This is a genomic window from Arcobacter sp. s6, assembly GCF_040884245.1.
In the GTDB taxonomy this organism is placed as follows: Bacteria; Campylobacterota; Campylobacteria; order Campylobacterales; family Arcobacteraceae; genus Aliarcobacter.
Genome location: NZ_JBEVTN010000021.1, coordinates 28,927 through 50,947, shown reverse-complemented (window position 1 = coordinate 50,947; position 22,021 = coordinate 28,927). Strand labels below are relative to the sequence as shown.

The 22,021-nt window shown below is 25.6% G+C and carries 16 protein-coding genes and 5 tRNA genes; 8 read left to right on the top strand and 13 right to left on the bottom strand.

Annotated elements, in window-relative coordinates:
* Positions 1 to 61: 61 nt before the first annotated feature.
* From ABVS04_RS13315 to ABVS04_RS13290, 6 genes are all read right to left on the bottom strand, one after another.
* Positions 62 to 2,248, bottom strand: a complete 2,187-nt coding sequence (locus ABVS04_RS13315; protein ID WP_368031244.1) for an ABC transporter substrate-binding protein — start codon at positions 2,246 to 2,248, stop codon at positions 62 to 64.
* A gap of 138 nt (positions 2,249 to 2,386) precedes the next feature.
* Positions 2,387 to 2,473 (bottom strand) — tRNA-Leu (locus tag ABVS04_RS13310).
* A gap of 29 nt (positions 2,474 to 2,502) precedes the next feature.
* Positions 2,503 to 2,578: transfer RNA gene (locus tag ABVS04_RS13305), tRNA-Phe, on the bottom strand.
* A 23-nt stretch (positions 2,579 to 2,601) separates the two neighbouring features.
* Positions 2,602 to 2,686, bottom strand: a tRNA-Tyr gene (locus tag ABVS04_RS13300).
* Positions 2,687 to 2,709: 23 nt separating this feature from the next.
* Positions 2,710 to 2,784: transfer RNA gene (locus ABVS04_RS13295), tRNA-Gln, on the bottom strand.
* A gap of 73 nt (positions 2,785 to 2,857) precedes the next feature.
* Positions 2,858 to 3,232, bottom strand: coding sequence for a hypothetical protein (locus ABVS04_RS13290; protein ID WP_368031243.1), 375 nt, complete (start codon positions 3,230 to 3,232; stop codon positions 2,858 to 2,860).
* A 148-nt stretch (positions 3,233 to 3,380) separates the two neighbouring features.
* Here ABVS04_RS13290 and ABVS04_RS13285 point away from each other — a divergent pair, with 148 nt between their 5' ends.
* Together ABVS04_RS13285 and ABVS04_RS13280 are read left to right on the top strand one after the other, a co-directional pair.
* Positions 3,381 to 4,997: a sensor histidine kinase gene (locus ABVS04_RS13285; protein WP_368031242.1), complete on the top strand. Its 1,617-nt coding sequence runs from the start codon at positions 3,381 to 3,383 to the stop codon at positions 4,995 to 4,997.
* A complete protein-coding gene (locus ABVS04_RS13280; protein WP_368031241.1) occupies positions 4,997 to 6,112 on the top strand; it encodes a response regulator in 1,116 nt (371 codons plus the stop codon). The genes ABVS04_RS13285 and ABVS04_RS13280 overlap by 1 nt, the downstream gene beginning before the upstream one ends.
* Before the next feature lies 1 nt (position 6,113).
* Here the strand turns inward: ABVS04_RS13280 and ABVS04_RS13275 are convergent, their stop codons facing one another.
* The 3 genes from ABVS04_RS13275 to ABVS04_RS13265 all read right to left on the bottom strand — a co-directional run bounded on the left by ABVS04_RS13275 (position 6,114) and on the right by ABVS04_RS13265 (position 9,811).
* A complete protein-coding gene (locus tag ABVS04_RS13275; RefSeq protein ID WP_368031240.1) occupies positions 6,114 to 7,367 on the bottom strand; it encodes a response regulator in 1,254 nt (417 codons plus the stop codon).
* An 8-nt stretch (positions 7,368 to 7,375) separates the two neighbouring features.
* The gene (locus ABVS04_RS13270; RefSeq protein WP_368031239.1) at positions 7,376 to 8,122 is read right to left on the bottom strand and encodes a hypothetical protein; all 747 of its coding nucleotides are present in this window, start codon (positions 8,120 to 8,122) and stop codon (positions 7,376 to 7,378) included.
* Positions 8,123 to 8,185: 63 nt separating this feature from the next.
* The gene (locus tag ABVS04_RS13265; RefSeq protein WP_368031238.1) at positions 8,186 to 9,811 is read right to left on the bottom strand and encodes a UvrD-helicase domain-containing protein; all 1,626 of its coding nucleotides are present in this window, start codon (positions 9,809 to 9,811) and stop codon (positions 8,186 to 8,188) included.
* Between the two features lie 120 nt (positions 9,812 to 9,931).
* On the opposite strand from ABVS04_RS13265, the gene ABVS04_RS13260 reads away from it, so the two are divergent.
* The gene (locus ABVS04_RS13260) at positions 9,932 to 11,923 is read left to right on the top strand and encodes a methyl-accepting chemotaxis protein (RefSeq protein WP_368031237.1); all 1,992 of its coding nucleotides are present in this window, start codon (positions 9,932 to 9,934) and stop codon (positions 11,921 to 11,923) included.
* A gap of 25 nt (positions 11,924 to 11,948) precedes the next feature.
* Here the strand turns inward: ABVS04_RS13260 and selB are convergent, their stop codons facing one another.
* Both selB and selA read right to left on the bottom strand, forming a co-directional pair.
* On the bottom strand, positions 11,949 to 13,778 hold the full coding sequence (gene selB / locus ABVS04_RS13255; protein ID WP_368031236.1) for a selenocysteine-specific translation elongation factor: 1,830 nt from the start codon (positions 13,776 to 13,778) through the stop codon (positions 11,949 to 11,951).
* Positions 13,778 to 15,124 (bottom strand): L-seryl-tRNA(Sec) selenium transferase, encoded by a 1,347-nt coding sequence (gene selA / locus ABVS04_RS13250; RefSeq protein ID WP_368031235.1) that lies wholly within the window; start codon positions 15,122 to 15,124, stop codon positions 13,778 to 13,780. The genes selB and selA overlap by 1 nt, the downstream gene beginning before the upstream one ends.
* A 55-nt stretch (positions 15,125 to 15,179) precedes the next feature.
* Between selA and ABVS04_RS13245 the strand changes: the two genes are divergently transcribed.
* Both ABVS04_RS13245 and ABVS04_RS13240 read left to right on the top strand, forming a co-directional pair.
* Positions 15,180 to 15,279 (top strand) — tRNA-Sec (locus ABVS04_RS13245).
* A 191-nt stretch (positions 15,280 to 15,470) separates the two neighbouring features.
* Complete coding sequence (locus ABVS04_RS13240) at positions 15,471 to 18,020, top strand: transporter substrate-binding domain-containing protein (protein WP_368031234.1); 2,550 nt, start codon at positions 15,471 to 15,473, stop codon at positions 18,018 to 18,020.
* Between the two features lie 31 nt (positions 18,021 to 18,051).
* Here ABVS04_RS13240 and selD read toward each other — a convergent pair whose 3' ends face one another.
* The gene (gene selD, locus ABVS04_RS13235) at positions 18,052 to 19,089 is read right to left on the bottom strand and encodes a selenide, water dikinase SelD (RefSeq protein ID WP_368031232.1); all 1,038 of its coding nucleotides are present in this window, start codon (positions 19,087 to 19,089) and stop codon (positions 18,052 to 18,054) included.
* Between the two features lie 249 nt (positions 19,090 to 19,338).
* On the opposite strand from selD, the gene ABVS04_RS13230 reads away from it, so the two are divergent.
* Genes ABVS04_RS13230 through ABVS04_RS13220 form a run of 3 tightly spaced genes read left to right on the top strand, consistent with a single transcriptional unit; the run spans position 19,339 to position 21,035 of the window.
* Positions 19,339 to 20,433 (top strand): transglutaminase-like domain-containing protein, encoded by a 1,095-nt coding sequence (locus tag ABVS04_RS13230; RefSeq protein ID WP_368031231.1) that lies wholly within the window; start codon positions 19,339 to 19,341, stop codon positions 20,431 to 20,433.
* A complete protein-coding gene (locus tag ABVS04_RS13225) occupies positions 20,430 to 20,756 on the top strand; it encodes a hypothetical protein (protein ID WP_368031230.1) in 327 nt (108 codons plus the stop codon). The genes ABVS04_RS13230 and ABVS04_RS13225 overlap by 4 nt, the downstream gene beginning before the upstream one ends.
* 3 nt (positions 20,757 to 20,759) lie before the next feature.
* Positions 20,760 to 21,035, top strand: a complete 276-nt coding sequence (locus tag ABVS04_RS13220; protein WP_368031229.1) for a heavy-metal-associated domain-containing protein — start codon at positions 20,760 to 20,762, stop codon at positions 21,033 to 21,035.
* A 13-nt stretch (positions 21,036 to 21,048) separates the two neighbouring features.
* Here the strand turns inward: ABVS04_RS13220 and ABVS04_RS13215 are convergent, their stop codons facing one another.
* The gene (locus ABVS04_RS13215; protein WP_368031228.1) at positions 21,049 to 21,978 is read right to left on the bottom strand and encodes an AEC family transporter; all 930 of its coding nucleotides are present in this window, start codon (positions 21,976 to 21,978) and stop codon (positions 21,049 to 21,051) included.
* Positions 21,979 to 22,021: the final 43 nt, after the last annotated feature.

Genomic DNA, 22,021 nt, shown 5'->3' with positions numbered 1-22,021 from the left:
AACACCTAGTGCATAAAAAAATGGTTAACGAATTTTCTTTTACTTGTTTAATGATATTAAATTATTCTTTTTTAAATTTTATTGTAAAAATAGCTTCATCTTTATTATTTTCCGCTGTTAATAAAGCATTACAATTGTTTTCAATTATATTTTTTGCGAAGTATAATCCTAATCCAGTGCCATTTTTTTCATATTTAGTTGAGAAATATGGTTCAAAAATTTTATTTATGATATTCTCTGGTATTCCACCACCATTATCAATTATTTGAAGATAAATGAAATTAAAATCTTCAAAGGTATTGATTTTTATGTATGGATTGACTATTTGTTTTTCAATAAGAACTTCTTCTGCATTTTGTAAAAAAGCTAATAGAACTTGTGTTACTTCATTTAAATAAGTTTTTATTGATGTTGTTGCATTTAAATTTTTTATAATACTTATATTCTTGAAACAAATAGAGTCTTCAATTATATTTAATGATTTTTCAATCATTTCATTTGTTGTTGTTATTTCAATTGACTTATCAGTTTTATAAAAGTTTCTAAAATCATTTATCGTATTACTTAGATAACTTGTATATTTATTTATATCATTTGTTGTTACTTCTATAATACTAGAATCTATTTTATTTAGCATAGCTTTTAATTTTAAGTTTTCACTTGCAGCACTAATTGCTGTTAATGGTTGTCTCCATTGGTGAGCTATCATATTTAAAAGTTCACCCATTTGAGCTAGTTTTGCTTGTTGTTGTATAAATTCATTTTGTAATTTAATTTGAGTTAAATCAATAACGGTGATAATAGTGTGGGTTTTATTATCTTTAATAATAGTTTTTAGAGCAATTAAAGCTGGAAAAATAGTTTTATCGTTTCTTAATAAATTTATCTCAAAGGGGTCAAAGATTTTATTTTCTAGTTTTTCTTTTACTTCAAATAGAGACTCTTTTTGAATAAAATCAGATATCTTTTTTTTCTTAGAATTTTTTTTAAAATAGTAATCAAACATAACTTTTCCAGAAGTATTCAATTTAATTAAATTGTCATTCTCATCAAATATTGCAATAGCTTCAATAGCTGTATTTAATAAATCAAAGAAATTTTGATTTGAATTTATAAGTTCTTGGTTTTGTTTTTTAAACTCAGTTGTTTTTTCTTCAACTTCTTTTTTAAGTTTTTTATTATATCTTTTTAATAAAAATTGACTATAAAGAAAAATCAGAATAAGAATTATTAAAAAAGGAATTGTTTTTTTTAGTAATTCATAATTCTTCTCTTGATTCTTTTTATCAATCTCTTTTTCAGAATAAAAGATAAAATCATTTATAAGTTGTTTTTTTTCTTCAAAATCAAAATTTCCCTCTTTATATAAAATATCAATTTGTTTAAATAAAAACATTTCATCAATTGAACCTAATTCATACATTTTTGGAAGAATCAATCTTTCTGTATAGATAGCTTCATTTTCTAAAAATTCTTTACTGAGATTTTGAGTATTATATTTTTTCAAAATGATTTCAATGATTTCTTCAGGATTATTTAAAGCATATTCCCAACCTTTTAAACTAGCTTGCTTAAAAGCTTCTGTTCTATCTCTATTATCTAAGGCTTCTTTATTTGAAGTAAAAAGTTCTAGTTGTAGATTAAAGATTCCATAGCTACTTGGATCTATAAGATTATATTTTATATTTAATTTATCTAGTTTATATGGTTGATCTGAAATAAAAGCAGTCATAGCATCAACTTTATCTTCTGCAAAATCTTTTACATCAAAACTATGAGGTATTAAATTTAATTCATTAATTTTTATTTTTTGTAAAGAAAATATATAATTAAAATTTAAATTAAAATCATTTTCTCCTGCTGCCATAATTCTTTTACCGATTAAATCTTTTGGATATTTTATATCTGGTTTTGTTATAAGAACAAGTGCTGATCTTTTGAAATATGAAGATATTAGTTGAATAGGTTCTTTTTTTATATATTCTACTAAAATATTAGAGTTATAAATTCCATAGTTTGATTTACCTAAACTTACATCTTTTATAATATTTTGTCCAAAATTATACTCCTTTAATTCAACATTTAAACCTGCATCTTTATAAAAGCCTTTTTCCTGTGCTGCAATAAATCCTGCAAATTCAAATTGATATTTCCAGTGTAGTTGTAGAGATACTTTTTCAAGTTTTTTTTCTTGAGCAATAATAGCGTGAGGAAAAAGAAATAAAAGTAATATAAGTATTTTTTTCATAAATAATTTTTCCAGTATTTGAATACATGAAATAATAGCGAAAACTATTTTAATATAAGTAAAATAATAAATTATTTTTTTATAAAAAAGCTTGAAGTTAGTGATTTAAATTAAAATAAATTGATGATTTTAATACAATGGTGCGAATGGTGAGAATCGAACTCACACTCCGAAACCGGAACGGGATTTTAAGTCCCGCGCGTCTACCTATTCCGCCACACTCGCACATGTGTATATAAAGACTTCAAAAGAAGTGGTGGTTCGAGACAGAATCGAACTGTCGACACAAGGATTTTCAATCCTTTGCTCTACCGACTGAGCTATCGAACCATTGTTTCTTTTAAAGATAAAAGTGGTGGTGAGAGAAGGATTCGAACCTTCGAAGCCGTAGGCGGCGGATTTACAGTCCGCAGGATTTGACCACTCTCCAACCTCACCGTTGAAAAAATACTTAAATTAAATGGATGGGGTACTAGGATTCGAACCTAGGAATGACTGCACCAAAAGCAGTTGCCGTACCGCTTGGCGATACCCCAATAATTTAAGTGGATGGAATTATAATCATAAGTTTATTAAAGTTAGCTAAAATTTTTGGAAAATCCAAAAATTTTAGAAATTATATGCTAAGTTTACTTTTGTAGCTTTTTCTTCTTCATTATGAGTAACAAAAATTGAAGTGTTATTATTTAAATAATTAGATAATAAAGCTCCTGTTAATGCACCAGCTACATTAAATGCCATATCTTCATTTGAAAACTTATCATCTGTTAATTCTTTTATCAATCCAGGAGTTGAACCAAGTAATGTTGCATAAGAAACTCTTTCAATATCATTTAAACTTGTGAAGTTTTTATGAATTAATGTTTCACTTGTAAATCCAAATATAGCAGAAAAACCATAATGTTTTGCAGAGTTTGAATCAGCAGCATTTACTCCTAAAAGTCCTAAAATACCTATGCTTAGTAATATTTTCTTTAGTTTCATGTATGTACCTTAATTTTTTTGCTCATTCTATCATATTTAATTTTATAATACAAATTTTTATTTATGAATAACTTTACTAATAAACAATGTTTATGGTAATATAATCTCTATAGTTAAAAAATTATTTAATCCTAAAAGGATGTAAATTATGTTTATGGAACATTTAGCTCTAACCTATAAATGTCATAGTTCAATAGGTAACAGCTTAGATTTAAATCGTATGTTAAAAGAAGTATTAATCACATTTGTAGAAGATACAAATGCTAGTAATGGTTTTTTTTATTTAATAGATGACTCAAATACCTCTTACTTATATTTATCTTATTTTTCAGAAAATAGTTTTGATAAAGAATTATTAGAAGCAAATATAGAAAATATATCATTCACAAAACTTATCGATCATAATGATGAAAAAATATTATTAATTCCTTTAGAGAAAGGAGCCTTTGTTATCATTTATGAAGATGCAGATACAAATTTTGAATTTTTATTATCAATGTTCCAAGATTTAATTGTTAAATTAAATATTAGTATTGATGCTTGCTTAAATGTACAAAGAATGAAAAATAAGAATAATATGCTTAATAGTTTGACAAAAGAATTAAAAGAGCAACAAAAACAACTAATTGAATCAGATAAATATAAAAATGATTTTTTAGCAAATATGTCCCATGAATTAAAAACTCCTTTAAATTCAATAATTGTAATATCATCAATCATGAGCAAAAACAAGAACAAGAAATTAGATGATGAGCAAATTAAAAATATGAAAATCATTAATACTTGTGGAAATGATTTATTACTTTTAATAAATGATATTTTAGATATTTCGAAAATGGAAGCAGGGGAAATATCTATTAATTTATCAAAAATTAATATACATGATATGATTGAAGAATTGGTTAATGAAATGACTCCTTTAGCAAATGAAAAAAATCTCTTATTAGGATTTAATTGCTTATTAAAAGATGTTGTTCTCTTAAGTGATTCCCACAGAATAAAACAAATTCTAAAAAATCTTTTAAGTAATGCAATAAAATTCACTTCTAAGGGAGCTGTAAATATCTTTTTGGAAGAAAATGCTAATGATATTACAATCAAAGTTATTGATGAAGGTATTGGAATAGCAAAAGATAAACTAAATCATATTTTTGAAAGATTTAAACAAGCAGATGGAAGTACCACTAGGAAATATGGTGGTACAGGTCTTGGTTTAGCTATTTCTAAAGAATTATCAATTTTATTAGGAGGAGATATAAAAGCTTTTTCTACTCTAGAAAAAGGTAGTACTTTTGAGTTGATTTTACCTAAGAAAACAAATATAAAAAATATTTCAGATGATAAAGTTAATATATCTTCAAAAGAAGATAACACAGTTATTGAAGATATAGTATTTTTTGATATGGATGATGTAAGTATTGAAGAACCAATTATTAATAAAGAAAAAGAGTTATTAGTTATTAATAGCGATCCTGCTTTTTTCTTTCCATTTGCAGTTTCTTTAAAAAAAGAAAATGTTAAATTAGATTATAGTAAATCTATAGAAGAAGCTTATGATAAATTAGATAAAACTTTTGATTTAGTACTTTTAGATGATAAAGATTTAAGTGATGAGATTGAAGATTTTATATCTTATTGTCTAGATAAAAATATTAATATACTGATTCTATCTTTCAAACTTATGGAAAATAATAATAAATATATAAATAAAAGTATATCTAAAGCAGAATTATTAAATAAAATTTTAAATAGTATGGAAAAATAATGGAAAAATTTAGCCTTTTACTAGTAGATGATGTTCCTGAAAATATTTATTCTTTAAAAATGATGATTGAAGATGGTTTTGATGTAAATATTTTTTCAGCTCTTAGTGCTCAAGAGGGAATAGAAATATTAATGAATGAAAATATTGATTTAATTTTAACAGATGTCCAAATGCCAGAAATTGATGGTTTTGAATTTATAGAATATTTAAAAAATATAGAAAGAACAAAAAATATTCCAGTTATTTTTATCACAGGTATTTATGATAAAGATGAATATCAAACAAGAGGTTATAACTTGGGAGCAGTTGAGTATATAACTAAACCTATTCATGATATTTTATTAAATTCAAAATTAAAAGTTTATATTGATATTTTTGAAAAACAAAAATTAGATGAAGCTCAAATTGTATCAAAAGATAAAATATTAATTCATCAATCGCGAATGGCAACTATGGGAGAAATGATAGGTGTCATATCTCATCAATTAAAACAACCTTTAAATATTTTGTCCTTATATTGTAATGATGTGAAAGACTCTTATTATTCAAATGAAATTGATAAAATTTTTATTGATAAATTTTCAAAAAATACAAATGAGCAAATAAAATTTTTAAGTGATACCATTGATAACTTTAGAGATTTTTTTAATCCAGATAAACAAAAAAGAGATTTTAGTATAAAAGATGCAATAGAAAGATCATTAAGACTTCTTGGGAATCAATTTAAAGTGAATGAAATAAAGTTAAATCTAGAACTTAATGATGAAAATGTTTATGGAATAGAAACAGAATTAGATCAAGTTATTTTAAATATTATAAATAATGCGATTGATGCTTTTAAAGAAAGAAATGTTAAAAATAAAGAGTTAAATATTACGGTATTATCGAAAAGTACTTATACTATATTAATTATTGAAGATAATGCAGGAGGAGTTAATATTGATAATTTTGAGAAGTTATTTGATCCTTATTATACTACTAAATCTAACGGAACAGGAACAGGCTTATACATGGTAAAACTTGTTATAAAGAATAGTTTTAAAGGAGATTTAAAAGTAAATAATACTGAAAAAGGACTAAGATATATTATAGCCCTTCCTCAAAAGAAGACTTAGATTATTGTCCTGCTGTAATATCTCTTATTTTTGATTCAAGAGATCTTATTACATCACTTAAATCATTTATTCTTCGATTTTTACTGTTATTTGTTTCCATTAGAAGTGTTAACTCTTTTTTAGTGGCTATTACTTCTTCTTGTGATGCTTCATTTTTTTCTTTAAGCTTTGCATTTTCTTGTCTTAATCCTGAAATAACTTTTGAATATTCATCAACTTCTTTACTTTTTACAGACATATGTCCATAATATTTTTCATCCACATTATGCATTTGCATTTCATAGTGTTCTAATTGTCTATTTTTACTAAGTGTTTTAGCTTTTTGGTCTTCTAATTCTTCATATAACCTAGGAAGATATGCTTCTAATTGTTTTAATTTATCATTCAGTTCAGCAATTTCTTTTTTGTATGAATACTCTTTTCTATTAAATTCTTGTACATTCATTAATACTTTTTTATGGAATTCTCGTTTCTCATTATTTTCTTTTGTAGTTGAAAATCCAATTGTTATATACTCATCTTGAGAATTGATTTTTACTTTGAATACTGTGTTTTTTAAATAAAAAGCTTCTTTATTTTTTGCTATAAACTTTGTATTACCACTCCAGATTTTTCCTTCTCTTAAAAATTCCCAGGTTTTATCTATAGAATCTTTAGGTATGTCTGGATGAATTAAATTATTAAAATTTAGATTTTCTATTTCTTCTTGTGAATACAAAGATGCTTCAAGAAGACTTTTATTTGCAAATGTAATTTGTCCATCATCTTTCATTCTAAAAATTAAAGCAACACAATCAACAGCTTCTAGATATACTGCTAGTTCTTTTTGTTTATCATCTAATTGTTTTTGAATAAATTTTTTTTCACAAGCATCAAAAATTTTATTTAATAAAACATCTGTTTGAATAGGTTTTATTACATAATTAGCTACGTTTAAATCAATCGCTTTTAATATATTACTTGTTTCATTTCTAGCAGTTACAAAAATTACTGGGACGTCAGAATCTATTTTTCTAATATCTTCTAACATTTCAAGACCATTCATTATAGGCATGTTTATATCTGAAATTATTAAATCAATTGCTTCATTTGTATTTTTAAAATTATTGAACTTCTCTAATCCTTCTTGTCCATTTGTAGCTGTTATAACTTTCTTAAAAATTTTTGTTAAAATTTTTGCAAGAACGTCTCTTGCGAGTTCTTCATCTTCTACAAATAGTACTGTTTGGGTTCTTAGATATTCAATGTTAGGCATAATTTTTCCTATTCGTAAGGTGTTATTGAAGGTGGAAACTCTTCAAAAGCTTTTTTTATTGAACTAATTATTGCATTTTTATATTTATAATTCTGCATTGGATTTGAAAATTGTAGATAATCAACAGCACCTTGTTGTGTTTTTTCTTTTTTATAAACAAAAACTACTTTTTTACCAAGTTTCATACTATTTTCATATAAAGTTCTTGCGTAATCATTTATATATGGGAACTCTTTTTCTTTGATTTTATCTCCCCAACAGAAGAATACAAATTTACCGCTTGGAATTAAATTTGCAGCATCTAAATACATAATATCTCTATCAAATTGTGTTGTTTGAAAAGAGTTATAGCTCTCTAAATCACTATTAAATTTTTCAAGTAAAACAGGAATATCAATGTTTTTTTCAATTAAATTAAATAGATTTCTTATTTCTACAATTTTACCCTCACAATGGTCTCTCATAGCTTGTTTGAAAACTGTAATATAGTTTTCAGCCTTTAGTTCAATCATTTTTCCAAAATCTTCAAAATCTTGTTCTAGTAAATATTTATTTGAATCAAATCCTACTGGAGTCACCATCGGACTGTATAAAAATACAGTTCCTATGATATTTTTCTTTCTATCTTTTGCTGTTTTTATTTTCTCTTTTAACTCTTTAATAGTTATTTCTTCATCTTGTGCATTAAAATACATATAACTTTGTGTTAAAAAAATCTCTTCATATTTAGTTTCAATTGTTCCAAAATATTGCATTAAATTCCCTTATTTATTTCTATTATTATTTTAGCAAATATTTGTAAATATATTGCTTTAAATTTAAAATGCATTTATTTTATTAACTCGATTTTTCTTTAACCACTCTTCTTGAAGTTCCTTATTTTTTTTATTATCAGCTCTTTTATTTATAAATCGAGATTTTACAAAGCTTGAGCTTTCATCATTTTCGTTATAGGTATATGAAAGATTTAAATCAGCTAGTTGTATTACATTTTTAGCCCTTGTTGCTGCTACATAATAGATATTTAACTCTTCATTTACTCTTTGATATGACATTTTATTTTTTGTGTTTACTATCTCTTTTTTTGAAATAAAATCATCTGCCATTATAACTTGATCGTACTCTAAACCCTTTGATTTATGGGTTGTTGTAAAGATAATATCAGCTTGATTTTTATCACTTACTAAATGTTCTTTTATTTTTTTATTTATATCAAAAATATTGTCACCATAGGTATTTATAAATTTTATAATATTTAAATAATCTTGATTTTTTGTATCTTTTGCAAACTGTTCAAGCTCACTTATTGTGTCAAAATCTTTGATTTCATCAATTGTTATTTTGTCGTTTTTTTTCTGTTTTAGATAAAAAATAGAGTAAACGGTTTGGTTCATAAATGAGTATGAATTATATCCACCTTCAAAATATATTTTCTTTTTATCATGAATAAAATAGACTAATTGCTGAACCAATCCAAAGGTGCTTCTAGCTATTACACAAAAGGGTTTATTAAAATCTATGTGCTCTTTTCCTATTTGTGTCGTGCAGTCTAAACCTGTTATTTTTAGGGTTTTACTTGAGTTTATTTCATATAGTTTATTTAGATTGTTTTGCAAGATTTTTGCGTAATTATCTCCAAATCTAAAACTTTTTGTTAAATCAAAAGAGGGTAAATCTATTTTATTTAAAGCATTTGATGCAAACCTGAAAGTATAAATTTGTTGAAATGAATCACCCACATAAATACGTCTGCAAGTTTGATTTTCAACAATTCCAATCATCACATCACTTATATCTTGAGCCTCATCAACTAGAATTAAATCATAGGGTAGATTGTTGGATACCTTTTTATTTAAATAAAACATTTTTAGATAAAAATCATGGGTTGCATCTATAACTTTATTTTTCATAGCACTTAAAATAGTTTTTAAATGCTCTAATACTCTTTTCTCATTTTTGTTTATAAGCTCTAAAATCTTTGCACCTAATTCTGATTGTTTTTTATATGATTCTATTAGCTTATTATCAAGAGCAATTAATGCAGAGTTACAATAAAAATTTACTAAATCTTTTACTAAAGCTACATATTCAGGTATTGGATAATAGGCTTTTTGATTTGTGATTTGCTCGTGTGTTGTTATAATCTTTTCAATTACTTGGTTTTTTAAATCATGTGTTAAATTATAGTTGTATGCTTCTATTTTACTATATGCTAAAGAGTGAATAGTGCTTACTTGCATAGAAGGAAGTCTATATTCTTTTAGCTTATCTTGTAATGATACTTGCAGGGATTTATTATATGCAAGATATAGTATTTTTAAATGGGAATTTTTTTTTGCGTATTCAAGAAGTGTTGTTGTTTTTCCACTTCCTGCTACGGCATTGATTTTAAATGAGAGTTTATCACTATTGATTATCTCTTCTTGCTCTTTAGTTAATTTCATTTTGAAATTTTAGCAGTTAAGTATAAATTGTTGATAAAATAATTATATAAATAAAGAAATATTAGAAAATAATCTTTATAATTTATGATAGAATCTAATTATAACAATAAAGAGAGAATTATGAATATAAAAAATAAGATTGTAGCTTCATTTCTTATATTATTAGTATTATCTATATCATCAAGTATTTTGGTTTCATATAATATATCAAATATGAAATCTAATGTTAAAGAATTAGCAGATGTAAATTTTTCAGGTATTACATTTCTTTTGGAAGCAGATAGAGATTCTTATCAATCAAATGTGGCATTACTTCAAATGATAACATTAGAAGATAATGAAAAAATTAATAAATTAATTGAAAAAGGCGTTAATGATAATATGCTTCAAGTTTATCAACGTTTTGAAAAATTTAAATTAAAATTAACAAATAGATTAATCAATCAAAAAAATAAGTTTGAAGAATTTGATAAATATTATGGTTTAACAAAAATTAATGTAGAAAAACTCATAGTATTAATAAAAGATAAGAAACTAGATGAAGCTAAAGCTTTTTATTTTTCTACATATTTAAATGATTATGAATCAATGAGAGATTTGATAGATTTTTTTACAGAAGAAACTTATAAAGTAATTGATTTAAATAAGAATGATACAAATGACTTAATGGATGTTTCATTAAATGTATTTTTGATAATTGCGGTATTAACAATTTTATTAACAATTTTGTTTTCATATTTACTTGGTCGAGATATTAAAAATTCTATTGAAAAATTACAAGATGGATTACTTAAATTTTTTGCTTTCTTAAACAAAGAAACTAAAGATATATCAGTACTTGATACAAGTTCAAATGATGAAATTAGTAAAATTTCAGAACTTGTAAATACAAATATTGAAAAAACAAAAAAATTAATATTTCAAGATGAAAATTTAATTGAGGATGTTAAAAAAGTAGTTGAAGTTGTTAAGACAGGTAATCTAAGTACTAAAGTAAATGCTAGTACTGAAAATGAATCTCTTGAAGAGTTAAAAGTGATTTTTAATGAAATGTTAAAAATTATAGCGGGAAAAGTTTCAAGTGATATAAATAAAATTGAAATTGCATTAACTCAATTTCAAGCTTTAAATTTTGCTTATAGAATTCCTGATGCCACAGGACAAACAGCTATTGGATTGAATTCTTTGGCAAAAGTAATAAGTGATATGCTAGTGTTGAATAAAGAAAATGGATTATCATTACAAGATAGTGCGAATTATCTTTTATTAAATGTTGATAAGTTAAGTAGTGCTTCAACACAAGCAGCAGCAAGTATTGAAGAAACAGCAGCAGCCTTAGAAGAAATTACAAGTAATATGTCAAATAATACACAAAATGTAATGCAAATGGTTTTTTATGCAAATGAACTTACAAGTTCTGCAAATGAAGGTCAGAAACTAGCAAGTGAAACAACTGTTTCAATGGATGAAATCAATAATCAAGTAAATGCAATAAATGAAGCAATTACAGTTATTGATCAAATTGCTTTTCAAACAAATATTCTTTCATTAAATGCAGCTGTTGAAGCAGCAACAGCTGGAGAAGCAGGTAGAGGTTTTGCAGTGGTTGCTCAAGAAGTTCGAAATCTAGCATCAAGATCAGCAGAAGCAGCTAAAGAGATAAAAAATTTAGTTGAAAATGCTACGGGAAAAGCAAATAATGGTAAAACTATTGCTGATAAAATGATTCAAGGTTATGGTGGATTAACTGAGAATATTTCTAAAACAATGCAATTAATCAAAAGTGTAGAAATTGTAATAAAAGAACAACAACAAGGAATAGCTCAAATTAATAATGCTATTAATTCCCTTGATCAACAAACACAAGCAAATGCTCTAGTTGCTAGCCAAACAAAAGAAATAGCAAACGAGACACAAGGAATAGCTACAAGAATTGTTACAGATGCAGATGAAAAACAGTTTGAAGGTAAAGAAAATGTAAAAGCAAAAAATATTAATCATCAAAAAATAGTTGAGATGAAACAAATTGTAACTCCTAAAAAAGAGTCTAAAAAATCACAAGTTGTAAAAACTTCAAATGTAAAAGAAAATGATGAATGGGAGAGTTTTTAAAACTTTTAAAAAAATAAAAGATTATTTAATTAAATAATCTTTTATTTTCAATTTTTTTAATATTTGAATAATTATCTAAATAATCAAGATAAGTAATTAGATATTTTCTACTTAAATCAAATCTAGTTTTGAAGTTTGAAATTTCTATAAAACCATCATCTTTTATGATTTCTTTCATAGCTTTTACTATTTTATTTAAACTTTCAAAATGTATAAAAAGATTGTGTTGTAGTCTTATTACTTGTTTTTTTGCTGTTAGGGATTTCAAAATATCATCACCTAGTTTTCTATCAATATCCAAATCATCATAAATATTATAAGGAGCTGTTGGTGTTATATCTTCTTGTTTTAATCTAGATAGAAATACTGTTTCTAACTCCTTTGAAAAATCCTCTGTAATATTTGCATTTTTATAAAGTGAAGCATCTCTTACTAAGAATTCTTCACTTACAAGTTCATCTAAAGCACTTTGAATAAATGCAGTACTTGCCCATTTTAATCTAAGATTTATTGAGGCATTTGAAAGTAGGGCATAAGTATTTTTTGTATAGATTATTTTTATAAAATCTTTTATATAATCTTTTGTTTCTATTGGATAAATTACTAGTTCTTTAACATCAACAAAAACATTTTCAAGTTCATGGGCAAACTCAATTGCTCTTTCGTGAGAAAGTGCAAATCTTTGGGTTGAAGAGATGATTCCTAAACCTTTTTTATGTGCATCTAAAAGTTCTTTATATGCTTGTGTAAAATCACTTTTATCTAAGGCTTCTAATAATCTTCTTTTTTGATGTTTTTTCATAGGATCAATTACTGGATTTAAAACTTTTCCACCACAAATAGTATCATTTGCAGATCTTAAAATAATCTTTTCTCCAAAAATACAATACAATTTTTCATCAGCTTTAAGTGTTGCATAACCTGTTTCAAGATTTGTGATACAATCAAACAGTAAAACTTTTACCTCTACTTTTTTTGCTCCAATAAATAAAGTATATGTTTGATTATGGTGAAGTGTTTTGTCTTTTAGACATTTAAATGAAACATCAATCCCATCAAAACCTCTGATATGACCTTTTTTTGTAATTAAATCGCCTCTTTTAATTTGATTTATATTTACACCTTGTAGGTTTAGTGCTGCTCTATTAGAGATGTTTGCTTCAAGAGCATTTGTATTATGGACTTGGATATTTTTTATTTTTGATTCTATTTGTGAATCACAAATAAATATTTTTTCATTTAATTCAATTTTTTTACCTAAAACAGTTCCTGTCACAACTGTACCAATTCCTTTTGGTGAAAATACTCTATCTACATAATATCTGAAGAAATTTTCTTCTTCTTTTATACTGCTATTTATAGAAAATAAAGAGTTTTTTAGTTTTTCAATGGAATTATTATCATAAATAGAAACTTCATGTATAAATTTTATTTCAAAATCAAAAGTGCTTAAAAACAGTAATATCTGCTTTTTGTTCTCTTCTAATTGTTTTTCACTTACTAAATCTTTTTTTGTAAGAACTACAATTATTTCTTTTAGACCTAAAAGATTGATGATTTCTAAGTGCTCAACTGTTTGTGGTTTTATTCCTTCTGCTGCACTAATTACAATCATTACATAGTCAAATCCAAATGCACCTGCAATCATATTTTTAATAAGTTTTTCATGTCCTGGAACATCTATAAAAGCAATATTTTGTTGAGCTTTTGATAAATTTGAAAAAGATAAATCTATTGTGATTCCTCTTTGTTTTTCTTCGTTTGTACTATCACCTTCAAAGCCATTTAAAGCTTTAATTAAAGCTGTTTTACCGTGGTCAATGTGTCCTGCTGTTCCTATAATGATATTTGACATTAGTTAAAAACTCCACTTATTATATTTGCTATTTGCTCTATTTCATTTTCTTGAATGGTTCTAAAATCTAAAAGAACTTTTTCATTCTCAATTCTTGTAATTAAATTATTTTGTCTAAATAGTTTTTCGATTTTATTTGCTTTAAAATCTTTAAAAGAAATAGTTAAAGCAATAGATGGAATTTTTCTATTTGGTGTTGTTCCTCCACCTATTAAAGTTTCACTTCCTATAACTTCACAAATACAAATATTTTGTATTTTTTCTTTTAAAGTATTTGCTCTTTTTTCTAAAGTTTCTATTGATGTAAAAAGCATATTTAAAGTTGGGATATCATTTAGTTCATTTTTTAAATATGAGTTTAGATTGTCTTCTAAAATGCTAAGAGTAATTTTATCAACTCTTAGCATTCTCAAGAGTTGATTTTTTTTGATTTTTGAAATCAATTCTTTTTTACCTATTATAATTCCTGCTTGTACACTTCCTAGAAGTTTATCACCTGAAAAGCTAAGAAGTGAAGGATTATATTTCATGATTTGTAAAATAGAAGGCTCTTTATTACTTAGATTAAAAGGTAAATCAATCATATGGCCACTTCCCATATCATAGTAATCAATAACATTGTTTTGATTTGCAATTTTTACAATATCTTCAAAATCAACATCACTTGAAAAACCTTCAATAGAATAGTTAGATTTATGAACTTTCATAAGCATTGAAGTACTCTCATTTATAGCATTTTCATAGTCTCTTAAATGTGTTTTATTTGTAGTTCCAATTTCTTTTAAGATAGCTCCACTTTGAGCCATAACTTCAGGAACTCTAAAACTTCCACCAATTTCAACTAACTCACCACGACTTACTACTACTTCTTTATTTTTAGCAAATGTATTTAATATTAAAAATACAGCACTTGCGTTGTTGTTTACAACAATAGCATCTTCACAGCCTGTTAAGTTTTGTAAAGACTTTACAATGTGTGAGTATCTTTCTCCTCTTTTGCCTTCTATTAAATCGTATTCAAGATTGTTATACGAAGTTGCTATTTCTATAGCTTTTTTTAGGCTTTTTTTATTTATTAAACTTCTACCTAAATTTGTATGGACTATAATTCCAGTTGCATTTATAACAGTTTGTAGTGAAGGCTCAATTAAATTATTATATTTTTCTAAAACTTTAAATATCAATATATCTTCATTGATAAAATCAATTTTATTATCTAATATATCTTTTCGTAAGATTTCTATAATTTCTTTAGAAATTTTAGTGATTAATTCTTTTGAAAATCCATCAAAAGCTTTGTTATTGATAAACTTATCAATTTTTGGAATAGATTTAAGTAAAGACATTTTTACCCTTTCAGATAGTTTTAAAATTTTTTAATGTAAAATCTCATCTATAAGTGGGAGACAAGTGTACCTGGTGGGCACCACAGGCTTCAACCCTGATTGACGGTTTATGTGTAATACGCCGTGGGAGGTTCGATTCCTTCGTCTTCTCGCCACTTTAAAAGCTATAATAACATCGTTAACTTCAGTTTTAAATCATAATTTGAAGATTTTATCTTATAAATAATTCATACTTACTTAATAAATGGTAAATAAAAATTTACTTTCCTTAGATAAATTAAACATAAATATAATAATAAAGATATCTGTGATAAAATATATGATTTAATGATAAGGCGTACATGTTTTGATAAAAATATTTATTTTAATTATTTCTTTTTTATTTATTTTAAATGCATCTCAAAATATTTCAATTCCACAAGAATCAGACATAAATAAAAAAAACTTTTTAACATCTCAAATTATAAATGAAAATATAAAAAACTTATCATTAACAAATGAAGAAAAAGAGTATTTGAAAAATAAAAAAGTATTAACAGTTGCAAATGTGGACACATTGCCTCCTTTTAATTTTTACGAAAATGGTAAAGCGAAAGGTTATAGTGTAGATTATATGGAATTAGTAGGAGATTATTTAGATATTGAAATAAAGTTTATTAGTCATAAATCATGGGATGATTATCTTCAAATGCTAAAAAATAATGAAATAGATTTAATTCCTCACGTTGCAATTACAAAAGAAAGAGAAGAGTATTTTTCTTTTACAAATTTTAATCATATTGAATATACTACAGGAATTGCAGTTAATAAAAACAGTAATGTTAATTCAATGAAAGACTTAAATAATAAGCTAATCGCTGTTACAAATAACTCTTTTTTACATAACTATTTAAAAGAAAAATTTCCAGAATATTCTTTACTATTAACATCATCAATAGGAAAAGCAATTCAAACTTTGTCAATGGGTGAATCTAATGCAGTAATTGGGAGTTTACCTACTCTTAATTATTATATTCAAAAGAATTGGTTAAGTAATGTTAAAACTATTACTGTTGATGATTTTGGAACTTCATTAAAAACAAATCTTCCTATGGCTGTACATAAAGATAATCTAATATTAAAATCTATATTGGAAAAAGTTAATTCAGAAATTAATCATAGTGAAATTGCTAAATTAAAAGAAAAATGGATGAATATTTCAACATTAGATTATAAAAATGATGATATTGAATTAGAAGAGTTAAATTATTTAAAAAGTAAAAAAAATATAAAAATATGTGTATTACCAAATTGGCTTCCTTTTGAACAAATTAATGAAAAAGGAAAACATATAGGAATTGGTGCTGATATTATGAATATTATTTCAATGTATATTGATAAACCAATTGAACTTGTTCCTACAAATGAATGGTTACAATCTTTGCAAAATATTAGGGATAGAAAATGTGATGTTTTACCAGTAGCTATGAATGTTCCAAGTCGTAGGGATGCTATGAATTTTACAGAACCTTATGTTTCTGAACCTTTTGTGATTGCTACAAAAATGGATAAACTATTTATAAAAGATTCTTCGTCTCTTAGTAATAAAAAAATAGGTATTGTAAGAAGTTATGCATTTATTGAAGTTTTAAAACAAAAAAATCCCTCTATACAAATAATTGAAGTATCAGATACTAAAGAAGGATTAGAAAAAGTTAGTAATGGTGAATTATACGGATATATAGATACAATGCCAACTATTGGTTATGGTATTCAAAAATACTCTATGTTTGATTTAAAAATTGCAGGAAAACTAGAGTTTAATATTGAACTTAGTATTGCTTCAAGAAATGATGAACCAATATTAAATACTATTATGCAAAAGGCTTTAGATTCTATTAGTGAAGAACACAAAAGAACAATTATTGGTAAATGGGTAGAAATAAAAGTATCTCAAGAATTTAATTATAAAATTTTGTGGCAAATTTCTGCTTTATTTTTATTTATTGTTTTAGCTATTTTATATAAAAATAGAGCGATTATTCTTCTTAATAAAGAGTTGGTAAAAGTAAAAAATGAAATTGAAGAACAACAAAAAATGGTTAATAAGTATGTGTCAATATTATCAACAGACAAAACTGGAATAATTACTGATGTAAATGAATCTTTTTGTAATGTTATTGGGTTTTCAAAAGAAGAATTAATTGGATTTACACATGATGTTATGAAACATCCTAATATGAATAATGAATTTTTTGCAAAAATGTGGAATGCAATAAGTAATAATCAGGTTTGGTCTGGTGAAATTACAAATTTGAAAAAAGATAAAAGTACAATAATTTTTAATATGTATATTGAACCAATTTTTAAAAATGGTGAAAAAATAGGTTATAGATCAATTTCAGAAGATATTACAGATAAAAAAAGAATTGAAGAATTATCAGTGACTGATAAGTTAACAGGTTTATATAACAGGCTTAAACTTGATGAACTTATGCTAATAAAAATAGAAGAATTTAGAAGATATAAAATTGATTTCTCTATTATATTATTGGATATTGATAATTTTAAAAAGGTAAATGATACATATGGTCATGATGTAGGAGATTATGTTTTACAAACAATAGCAAAAATTTTAAAATCTCATATTAGAATTACTGATATTGTCGGAAGATGGGGTGGCGAAGAGTTTATAATTATTTGTAATAATACAAATTTAAATAATTCAAAAATTCTTGCAGAAAATATTAGAAAGATTATAGAAAACACAAAATTTGATAAAATAGGAACCAAAACTGTTAGTTTAGGTTTATCTCAATTTCAAAAAGATGATAATATAAAAACTATATTCAAAAGAGCTGATGATGCTTTATATGAAGCTAAAACTACAGGGAAAAATAAAGTTTGTACACTTTGACTAATTAAGTAAAGATATATCTTTACTTAATTTAGTGAATAATAATAGGCTGTACACCTCTTGGAATAACTTGTCCTATAATACTTGCATATCCAAAAGATAGTTCTTCTAGTTCTTTTATATACTCTTTTGCATCATTTTCTTTCATTGCAATTAATAAACCACCTGATGTTTGAGCATCACATAAAATTGCTTTGCAGTAAGTAGGTAAATTGTTCATATATAAAATTTTATCTTCTACATATTTTATATTTCTTCTTGTCCCTCCTGGTATTATATCATCTGCAGCTAAATCAATTGCTTCTTTTACTATTGGTACACTACTACAAGATATACTGAAGGATACTAAATCATTTGTACACTCCAATGCATGTCCTAAAAGACCAAATCCTGTAATATCTGTACATGAACTTACTTCATATTTTCTCATTATTTTTGATGGTAAGTAATTTAGACTTGCCATTATTTTCGCACAATCTTTTATAAGATTTAAGGGTATCAAATCTCTTTTTATTGCTGTTGTTAATATCCCCATTCCAATAGGTTTTGTTAAAACTAAAACATGCCCAATTTTTGGCGTGTTATTTCTTACTATATCATTTGGATGAATCATTCCTGTTACTGAAAGTCCATAATACATCTCAGGAGATTCAATAGTATGACCACCTAAAAGAACACCACCGCACTCTTTAATTTTTTCATTTCCACCATTTAAAATAAGACCTAAAGCCTCTTTTGAAAGGTTCTTTTTGTCAAATCCTACTATATTCATAGCAGTTTTAACTTCAGCACCCATTGCAAACACATCACTAAGAGCATTGGCAGCTGCTATTTGTCCATAAATATATGGATCATCAACAACAGGAGTTATAAAATCAAGTGTTTGAACTATGGCTTGTGTTTCATTTATTTGATAAACACTTGCATCTTCACTTGTATCAAATCCTACTAAAATTCTTTCATCATTTGGTGTTAGAGAGCAAATAGTTTGTTTAAGATCACCCGGACCCATTTTTGCAGCTCAACCAGCAGCTTGAACAAATTTTGTTAATTTATATTCATTGTTCATTTGACTCCTTATATTAAATTATATGGATTTTTTTTCTTTATTTAGTATTTTATTATTATACTTACAATTTATTAAAATATTCATTATAAACAAGTAAAGTTTTTTTTACTTTTTAAGTATTTATTTATAAAATATATATTATCATCTTCCCATATTAGTTCAAGACCATAGGTTATGGTTTGACATAAAGTTAACTATACTTACTTTATCTCTACAGTAGAACAAAAAACTATTAGAGGTTTATCTCACATGCAAAGAAGAACATTTTTAAAAACAACGGCTGCCATATCAAGTGCTGCTTTATTAGCTCCAAGTTTTGCGTTTGCAAATAAAGAAGCAAATCCATTTGGAATCACAAGCAAACCAAGAAAATTTAGTGTTGCAAACAATTATTCAATCAATCCAAGTAAAGAAATAACTCAACTTTGGGTACCACTTCCAAAAGATGAAAGTTACCATAAAGTTGTATCTTTTGATTATAAAGGAAACTTTACTGAAGCAAAAATAGTGAAAAATGAATATGATACAAGAGTTTTATATGTAAAATGGGACAAATCAGATAAAAAATCTGAATTGGAAATAAACTTTGATGTAATTATGCAAGAAAGAACAACAGATTTTTCAAAAGCTACATCAAGTATGAATTATCCAAGTGATGTAAAAGTTTTCCTAGAGGGAACTAAGCACGTTCCAATTACTCCTAGTTTAACAAAGCTTGCAAAAGATATCACAAAAAATGCAAAAACTCCACTTGCAAAAGCAGAAGCTATTTATGACTGGACAGTTACAACTATGTTTAGAGATGAAAGTGTAGTTGGTTGTGGAATTGGTGATGCTCAAAAATCTATAGAAGATAAAATTTATGGTGGAAAATGTACAGATATTAGTTCAGTATTTGTATGCTTATTAAGAAATGTTGGAATTCCTGCAAGAGAAATTTTTGGAATTAGAGCAGGGCAATCAAAAATCTCAAATGCTTGTGGTAAAGCAGATGAAAATGGTTTTGCAAAAATTACAGGTGCACAACATTGTAGAGCTGAGTTTTATATTGATGGTTTAGCTTGGGTTCCTGTTGATCCAGCTGATGTTACAAAAGTAAGACTTTCAGAAAAATTGACAAATGAAGATAAAAAAATCAAAGATGTTAAAAAATATTTCTTCGGTTCATGGGAAATGAACTGGGTAGCATTTAATAGTGCTAGAGATTTCGTTTTAAATCCAAAACCAACTCAATATCCACTTAATATGCTAGGTTATCCTTATGCAGAAATTGGTGAAGATGCCCTTGATTACTATAATGCTAAAATTTTTGAGTATAGCTATACTTCACAAGAAATCATTTGAAAAGAAAATCTTTAACGATATTTGGGGCAGTTAGCGCTGCTCTTTTATCAACACTATGCTGTTTACCTGCATTTTTATTTATATTCTTTGGAATATCAAGTGGAGTTTTGACTTACTTTACAAGTTTAGAATATCTTCGTATTCCTATGGTTATTTTAACAGTGCTTTTATTTATTTTAGCAATGAGACAATCAAATAAAAATATCTCTTGTCAAAAAGATAAAAAAAGAAAAATCACTCAATATACTTTTAGTATTGGTCTGTTTTTTTTATTGATATTTTTGTTGTTTTACCCTGAAATAATACCTTACTTTATGGATTAAACTATGAAAATTTTACTTACTATATTTACCCTTTGTTCTGTTGTTTTTGCTTCAAACGTATCTTTAATCAAAGTGGAAGGAATGCATTGTCCTTTATGTACAACGGCTGTTAAAAAAGCTGTAAAAGAGCTTGATGGAGTTGAAAAAGTTAGTGTTAGATTAAATACAAAAGAAGTTACAGTTACTTATAATGAGAAAACAAATTTAAAGGATATTTTAGAGGCAATAAAAACAACTTCATACGAAGGAGTTGAAATATCAACTACTTCGGATAAATAATAAATACTAAAAACTAAAAACCACCATACCAATATATATAAAGTGGTATGGTAACAACTGAAACAACAGTGCTTAAAAACACAGCTAAACTAGCTTTTTCAGGTTTTGCATTTAATAATACTGCAAGGGTAACTGTATTTCCTGCAAGTGGAACAATTGCAAATAAAAATAAAACATCATATAGCTCTTTATTTAAAATAAATAAAAACTCTTTATCTATATAAATTACTCCTAATATTGCTAATGGCCAAAAAATAAATTTCAAAAAGAAAGTAATTGAAATAAACTTCATATCAAAATTATCAGGTTCATTTTTAAGCCCAATTAAGCCCATTCCTAACATCATCATTCCCAAAATTCCATAAGCACCTTTAAATTGCCCAGTGTAAGAACTAATAGTCTCAGGAATCTCAAAACCTGCAATATTTAAAATAATACCTAATATAAAAGCATATAAAATAGGAAGCTTTGACATCTTTTTTAAAGCTTGTGCAACTGTAAAATTTCCTTTGGCTGTTACATAAAAACCAGTTGTGCTTTCATATAAAAGAGAAGCTAATACAGTGAAAATATAAATATCAGCAAGATAAGGTGGGAATAAAATTATTGCTAATGGAATACCAAAAAAACCAGTATTTCCAGTTCCTGCTGAAAATGACAAAATATTTCCAGTTGGGTCTTTCCAAGAATTTTGGAAAACAGCCAATGAAATAAATGCAATAATAGAGCAAAAAATAAATAAAAATATTGGAAGAATAGCCACAGCAAAATCTATTTTTACACTTAAAGTTGCAGAAAATACAACAATAGGACCTAATATATAAATAAGTAAAGTTGCAATTGACTCTCTTTGTACTTTTAATACTTTAGACGATAGATAACCTAAAATAACATTAATATAAATTGGAAATACTTTAAATAGTATTATTAAAAAAAGACTCATTTTTATTTCCTTGGAATGATTTTTAAATAGGAGATCCATTGTA

What these genes read in the sequence shown, in the direction of transcription:
- ABVS04_RS13315 (WP_368031244.1), bottom strand. Translation starts at nt 2,248, where the DNA reads ATGAAAAAAATACTTATATTACTTTTATTTCTTTTTCCTCACGCTATT.
- ABVS04_RS13290 (WP_368031243.1), bottom strand. Translation starts at nt 3,232, where the DNA reads ATGAAACTAAAGAAAATATTACTAAGCATAGGTATTTTAGGACTTTTA.
- ABVS04_RS13285 (WP_368031242.1), top strand. Translation starts at nt 3,381, where the DNA reads ATGTTTATGGAACATTTAGCTCTAACCTATAAATGTCATAGTTCAATA.
- ABVS04_RS13280 (WP_368031241.1), top strand. Translation starts at nt 4,997, where the DNA reads ATGGAAAAATTTAGCCTTTTACTAGTAGATGATGTTCCTGAAAATATT.
- ABVS04_RS13275 (WP_368031240.1), bottom strand. Translation starts at nt 7,367, where the DNA reads ATGCCTAACATTGAATATCTAAGAACCCAAACAGTACTATTTGTAGAA.
- ABVS04_RS13270 (WP_368031239.1), bottom strand. Translation starts at nt 8,122, where the DNA reads ATGCAATATTTTGGAACAATTGAAACTAAATATGAAGAGATTTTTTTA.
- ABVS04_RS13265 (WP_368031238.1), bottom strand. Translation starts at nt 9,811, where the DNA reads ATGAAATTAACTAAAGAGCAAGAAGAGATAATCAATAGTGATAAACTC.
- ABVS04_RS13260 (WP_368031237.1), top strand. Translation starts at nt 9,932, where the DNA reads ATGAATATAAAAAATAAGATTGTAGCTTCATTTCTTATATTATTAGTA.
- selB (WP_368031236.1), bottom strand. Translation starts at nt 13,778, where the DNA reads ATGTCAAATATCATTATAGGAACAGCAGGACACATTGACCACGGTAAA.
- selA (WP_368031235.1), bottom strand. Translation starts at nt 15,124, where the DNA reads ATGTCTTTACTTAAATCTATTCCAAAAATTGATAAGTTTATCAATAAC.
- ABVS04_RS13230 (WP_368031231.1), top strand. Translation starts at nt 19,339, where the DNA reads ATGCAAAGAAGAACATTTTTAAAAACAACGGCTGCCATATCAAGTGCT.
- ABVS04_RS13220 (WP_368031229.1), top strand. Translation starts at nt 20,760, where the DNA reads ATGAAAATTTTACTTACTATATTTACCCTTTGTTCTGTTGTTTTTGCT.
- ABVS04_RS13215 (WP_368031228.1), bottom strand. Translation starts at nt 21,978, where the DNA reads ATGAGTCTTTTTTTAATAATACTATTTAAAGTATTTCCAATTTATATT.